Raw genomic sequence first — 6245 nt, 5'->3', positions numbered from 1 at the left:
CTCAGTGGGACGAAGACAACGTGCAACAAGTGCTGCGACAGCGGTGCGCGTATCTAAACAATTACTTCTCAAAATGAGTCTCGCAAGACTGGGATGCACCCAATCCAACGGTCTTCTTGCTGGCTATGCTCTTCATCGTAGACAGAAAGTTGTTGAGAGTCGCGAAAGACGCTGGACGCCTGCCGAAACGAAATGCCATGCTTCCGCAGATTAGCAGCCTCTTTTGCAGGATCCCACTCGAAGCTATAGCGCAAGGTAGAAAGCCCATATTCATTAGTTTACTTGTACCATGACAAGGTATGCTGCTGACTCAGCAGAGCAGGTTTACATAACCTAAGTTGTGGTCTGGAGATATTGCTCAAACTCTCGCAGGGCAACGCTAGAGCCTGCTGCCCAGGCTCGCTCAACATACTGCGGCAGTAGAGCTTTCACGTCTACGGTGGGGAATGCGAGGCTGGTGGGGCGATCGCCGTAGCCCGATTCGGTTAAGACATAGAGATTTAGCTGTCCCTGGCGGTAGATCCAGACCTCTGGCACGGCCAGCATTTGATATACCTCTAGCTCAGTCACCGAGGTGAGATCCATTTCGATCGCGAGGTCAGGCGGTGGATCAGTGGTTAGATCAATGCGCTCTTTACCTAAAACGGCCTGCCAGTTTTGAATGTAGAAGCAAGCATCGGGTTCGGCTCCGGCTTCTCGTAGGCGTTTTAGAGTCACGGGGTGGGAGCTATCCCAGTCGCGCCCCTGGTGGCGTAGCAATGCTTTAACCAGATCAACCAGGGTATCTATGCGTCTGCCGTGGCCTGCCATGGGAGCCATAAGCGAAATCTGTTGGGTGTGGGCGTTGAAGCGAATTTTGATGGCGGCATCGTCGCGACGGCTGGCGAGCAGGGTCTCGTAGTCGTCCCAGGTTTGGTAGTGGAGGGTGACGGTGCTGCCGGGGGGCAGTTGAATGCGCTCTGGGCTGACGGTGAGCATGGTGCTTTAGTTGGGCGGGGGATAGTGCGATCGTAGTGCAGGATTAAAGCGCTTTGGGCTTTTGATGAGTGAGCACCTATAGTCCGTCAGCTAATAACAATGAAAGAAACCGGCTTAAATGTTAAAGCAATTTGCTCGACGATTTGAGTTTCTATCTTTTTTTTGAGCAGAAAGGCCAAAGTTTAAGGTTGAAGATTGAAAGATAAAAATTGAAGGTCGATCATTCTTTCAAAATTGACCAAGACTGATTTCAATAGAATTATTTGAATGTCCTGGATAAATTGCCTGGTCTTCTATAACAGCTTTGACTGCATCAGATTTAGCTAAAGCATTGATACCAGCAGCAGTAATTTCAATTGGAATAGAACCTAATAGATCAGGGTGCTCAACCAAAGGGTGTCCGTCAAAGAGTTTGATAATTCCGTCAATAGTTTCTAGAGACTGCTCTGCTGATTCTTGTAAGGCTTTCATATTAGCTTGGCGTTCTACACGGGATGGATGCTTTCCTGTGTTGTTTTCAGGTTCATTAACTTTTAGCAAGACGATAGCGCGCACTTTTTCTTGAGGTTCAAGCTGAGTTAATCGAGCGGCAAACTCAGGACTGATTTTACTCTGGTTATTTACACTGCGCTCAGACATCATGCTCGTACCTGGTTTAAGGTTAGGCAAGGGCTTTGAGTGCTTCAATGGGTTGAATTAACCCATATCCCCAACGATTGCAAGGTCGAAGGTCTTTACCATCCGGATGACTAGCTGTTTCTTTGAGTACTTCTATGATATCGGTTACAGGAGCTGTTGGTTTGGCTGCCATCAATAAGGCAGCAACTCCAGCCACATGAGGCGTTGCCATCGAAGTGCCATCCATAAAGTTGTATTCAAAAGTTCCGTTAGAGCGTTTTGTGGGAGGAATACAGGAGTATATTTGGGCACCAGGTGCAACTACATCTGGTTTGGTCACTAAAGCACCAGGCTCTTTGCCTGGAAACACCAAACTAGCACCGCTGCTAAAGAACGCAACATCTACGCCATCTGACGCAGTTTTTTCAATACCTCCAATAGAAAACGCATTGTGAGTGTTACCAGGAGAACTGCTGTTACCGTGGTTTTCATTGCCGATCGCCACAACAGGCAAAATTCCATATTGATTGAGTAGAATATTCAAAACTTCAGCAAACAGCGGTTCGTAATAGTTCATGCCGAGAGACATATTGATAATGTCTACTCCTTGCTCAATCGCCCAGGAGATTCCTTCCATCAAAGTTCGGAGGGTGGTGTCACCAATCAGAACGCCTGCTACTAAGAGATTAGCTTGGGGAGCTACACCAATCGATACGCCGTTGGAGTCTTGCCCACCTACAATCGTGCCGCAAACGTGGGTACCGTGTTGCCCGCAATCAAATGTGGGGTTTGCCTTGATACGCCGCCCTAATGGATCGATGACAATAAATTCTTTGACGCGATCATTCAAGGCTGGATGGGCACCGTACACACCTGTATCCAGCACAGCGACATTGATGTCTTTACCTTTGGTAGCTTCCCACACTGTGGGTATCTCCAGTTGTTTCAAGCCCCAAGTCAGCCCGTCTTTTTGCTCTTGTTGAATTAGTGCCTCATATTCAACTTTTCTAGGCTGAATTAGGTGAATCCTTTGATTAGGCAGAACTGCAACAACATCAGGCTGTTCTGCCAATGCTTCCAGGGTTTTACGGGTAACTTCAACAGTCATAACGGGCAAAGTGCCAGAACCAATAGTGGAAGTTTTTAGAGGTTGTGCAGCATAACCTAAGTCACGGCTAGCTTCCTGATAATGGGCTAGCATTTTCTGCTCAAATGCTTTTATTGCTGCTTGCTCTTTGACTCCATCCAATCGTCGTTTAAGTTCCCGTAAGCGACCACGTAAATGTAATCCTTCAATAGGAGGTGCTTGATAAATGACGATCGCGTCCCGTTTGTCATCCTCACCACTATCGGCAAGAAAAGGCTCAAATGCGGGGGATATTTTGGATTTGGTACTCAAGATAATTTACTTCCGTTTACGTTTGGGCTGAGTAGGCATAATTTTTACTGAAGACTTCGATCTACGATAATGATTTTCTGCTGTTTTTCCATCTTCGAGTAAACTTGCCCATTGGTTCAAAGCACTGATGGCACTTTCTTGAACATCCATAGGTCCTTCTTTCACTTCTATGGTCGCCAAGTGAACAGCCAATTTTTTTACAAGGGAGACAAACTCTTGCTTCTCTTCAAGACTCCAATATGAAGTCGATATTTCAAAAATCTCTTCCTTTAAAAAACTACTAATACTATGTAAAGAAGACCAAGAAAGATTGTCTGCACTAAGAAACACTTGAATTATTTGGTGGAGGCACGCGTTAAGTCCTTTCAACTTTGATCGCTTGAAATTACTACGTTCTAACCCAATAAGAGCAACTTCTGCTTGAGAGAAATAAACTTCTTCGCTTCTGCCAAAGGTGGGGCCTAAAGAACTATATAAAGCTTTATTCTTTGCTATATCTTCTAGTATTTCATCAGGAGCAAATCTATGAATTAGATAGATTAGGTCAGCAATCTGGATAGAGGTCATATTTCTCCATGATTGGAGTCGATTCACTAAGGTAGACACCTCCAGCAAGTTAGGGTGCTCGCTCAACCATATAAGGGATTCACTAATGCCAATGTCACTTTGAATCATACCAATTAAGGTGTTGGCTACAGGCGTAACTTCTTCTGTTGGAAAGCGACTTAAAGGCTGTGCTTCCCACGCTCCTGGTGCTACTGCTACTCGTTCCAAGACCCTCCGTCGCAGGTCCTTGTCTTGAGCCAACTCAGAGCCAGCAGAGAGATAGACTTCCGTCAACACCTCTCCTAATGACCTTGTATCTGTTTGAACGATCAATTGTTCAATCAAATTTCGCACGGCAGGTGTTGTTGCTAGACCAGAGTAGAGGGCGATCACTTCTTTCCAGCGTCCATCATCATTTTCTCGCACTAATTGGGTAGCATCAACGTCAAGTTGATTCCCCTCATGAATTCCCCTTGCTGCCAAATATTCCTGAAAGGTCAGATGAGCAAACCCAAAGACATCAGGGCGACGTTCCAGTAAAAGTCCAGTTCGATAGCGAATGTGTTCCAGTAATTTAGTTGCCCGTTCTGAATCATCTAAAACTTTAGTAAACGTTGCCAATACCTCACTGGCACTGCATTCAGCCAGACCTTCTAACTGCATCGTTAGAGCCAGTTCCCGACAGGTTCGTAACTTTTCATCAAAACCGAATTCTGAGTGAATGCCACGCCGTTGATCCCAGTTATGCAGCAATCCTTCTACGCAGAGACGATACAGCAACGCCCGATCCTCAGGTAAACTACCACCCTCAAAGTAGTTGACCAAGCAGATCGCAGATAACATCAGCGGATTACGAGCCAGATCGCGGATGTATGGATGTTCCTGAAATCCCTCCACAATTCTCTTGCCATCCTGTTCACCCTCCCGCCGTGCCTCATCCTCCGATTCGTTCCGCGCTAGACGAACTGCTGTACACCAATGGCACGTATAGTCCCGAATTTGAGCGGTGTTGAAATCTAATAGATCGCATTCGGCAAATTTGCCTATGCGAAGCAGACCAGGGGGATAACCCACAGGGCGAGAAGAGATTAGATAGTGGCATTTCGGATATAGTTTCAGTAGCCTAAACAACCAAGGAAACAAAAACTTATCCCGTAACTCTGGTTCGGTTTCATCTAGTCCATCCAGCATAAACAGAACGCGACCTGCCTTCATCTGCCGTTCAATCCATCCTTTCGGCATTAGATCCGCTCGGTCTTTACTAGCAGTTGCTTTCTCAATTAAGGCCGCCCCTTGGGGTAAGTTCAGCAGATCAAGTTGCCGCACTCGCAACAGCAAAGGAATAGCTTGCTGATCCCCTAAGATAAATTGTTCTTCCACCGATGCCAGCTGCACCTGTAGCCACTCAAAGAATGTAGATTTGCCAGAACCGGGCAACCCCACAATCACAGTACGAGCGGATCGTCTCACCTGCTCAAGTATGGTAGGAGGTAATTCATCTACTTGTTCGTGGTTTTCAATCCCTACTCGCTGGATTCTCCCATGCCGACTGTTGCGATCTCCGTATGATTTACGCGCTGCTGCTAAATCCATTAAAGAAATAGATAGATTTTTCTCTGTGTCCTTTGCTACGTTAGAAAGCTTTCGCTTCACTACACGAGGCATTACGAATAGCTCACGCAAATCCACATCTAGTTTGGTGGTCATTCGTACTGTGCCAGCCTCAACCTTGTGAAAGCGTTGCAGCAGATAGTCCCGGTACTGAATTTCATAGCTTTCATCGGCTCCAGCCTGACCCGACCGCCCTAAAGCATCAATCTGGCTGCTGATTTCATTCAATCGATTTACTACTCGTCGCGGCAATTCAAAAGTGCTGGAGAAGTTGAGCTTTTGCCACTCTGCCATAACCGGTCCTACCTGAGTCAAGACCTGTACAATGGTGTAAAGCGCTAAACGGTAAATCGCATTATAGGGCGGCTGTACTGCTTGGGGACAGGGTAGATGATTGAGCAAATCCTCAACAATTTCCTCAGCCGTCACGTTAGCGTTTGAAACCTTCTCTAATTGCAGCAGGCTTCCCATCGATGCAAAGCCTGAAAGAATGTTGGCAACAATGTCTTCGCTTAACTTCTGGCTTAAGAAGAAGCGAGTCAGCGAAGCTGATGCTGCATCTGCAGCGGCTTCCACCTGCCGAGTTACCTCATTAAGCCGTCGTCGCTCGGTGATATGCTCACGGAAAGGTTCAGAAAATAGGTGACTGAATAGTTCACTGTAGAAATCTAAAACCTGATCATCAACTGAGGACAACATTCTTTATTTCCTTTCCTTCTCTGTTATGCACTTGCCAGCAATATTCTGTCATTGCCTACAAAAGGTGGAAGATTTACTTTTCAAATCAATAATTAGTGAAAACAGGTATGTGGTTTGGCACTAATTCTGGCGCTCAAGCCTAACCATTCACCTCTCAATCTTCAAACTCCAACATTTGAACTTGAAACGCCAACCTCAAAGCTTGAAATTTCCGCCTCGGAGCTCAAAACTTGGTAGTGTTGCACAAAATTTTATCAGATAGTAGAAGAACTCGGATTGGGATAAGCATTATTAGAGGGCGTTTGAAAAGGGGTAGGGGTGTAGCCAATTAAGCCAAGCGCCTGAGCATGATGCGAACCATAGCAATCTGGAGCATAGCCTCAGCGTTTTCAGG

5 protein-coding genes are annotated in these 6245 nt (G+C 46.1%); all 5 read right to left on the bottom strand.

All coding sequences use genetic code 11. The features are described from left to right. Window positions 1–68: 68 nt before the first annotated feature. Window positions 69–254 (bottom strand): BrnT family toxin, encoded by a 186-nt coding sequence (locus tag H6G07_RS27240; RefSeq protein WP_084173592.1) that lies wholly within the window; start codon window positions 252–254, stop codon window positions 69–71. Window positions 255–333: 79 nt separating this feature from the next. Beyond that, the gene (locus tag H6G07_RS25920; RefSeq protein ID WP_073610752.1) at window positions 334–978 is read right to left on the bottom strand and encodes a Uma2 family endonuclease; all 645 of its coding nucleotides are present in this window, start codon (window positions 976–978) and stop codon (window positions 334–336) included. A 228-nt stretch (window positions 979–1206) separates the two neighbouring features. After that, window positions 1207–1617, bottom strand: coding sequence for a hypothetical protein (locus H6G07_RS25915; protein ID WP_073610800.1), 411 nt, complete (start codon window positions 1615–1617; stop codon window positions 1207–1209). A gap of 22 nt (window positions 1618–1639) precedes the next feature. Continuing rightward, a complete protein-coding gene (locus H6G07_RS25910) occupies window positions 1640–2995 on the bottom strand; it encodes a S8 family serine peptidase (protein WP_073610753.1) in 1356 nt (451 codons plus the stop codon). Between the two features lie 6 nt (window positions 2996–3001). Next, window positions 3002–5851 (bottom strand): NACHT domain-containing protein, encoded by a 2850-nt coding sequence (locus H6G07_RS25905; RefSeq protein ID WP_073610754.1) that lies wholly within the window; start codon window positions 5849–5851, stop codon window positions 3002–3004. Window positions 5852–6245: the final 394 nt, after the last annotated feature.

Origin of the sequence: Phormidium tenue FACHB-1052 (genome assembly GCF_014696675.1) — a bacterium.
Taxonomy (GTDB): domain Bacteria; phylum Cyanobacteriota; class Cyanobacteriia; order Phormidesmidales; family Phormidesmidaceae; genus Nodosilinea; species Nodosilinea tenuis_A.
Note: the sequence above shows the minus strand (reverse complement) of the source record. Positions and strands in the feature narration are given on the sequence as shown.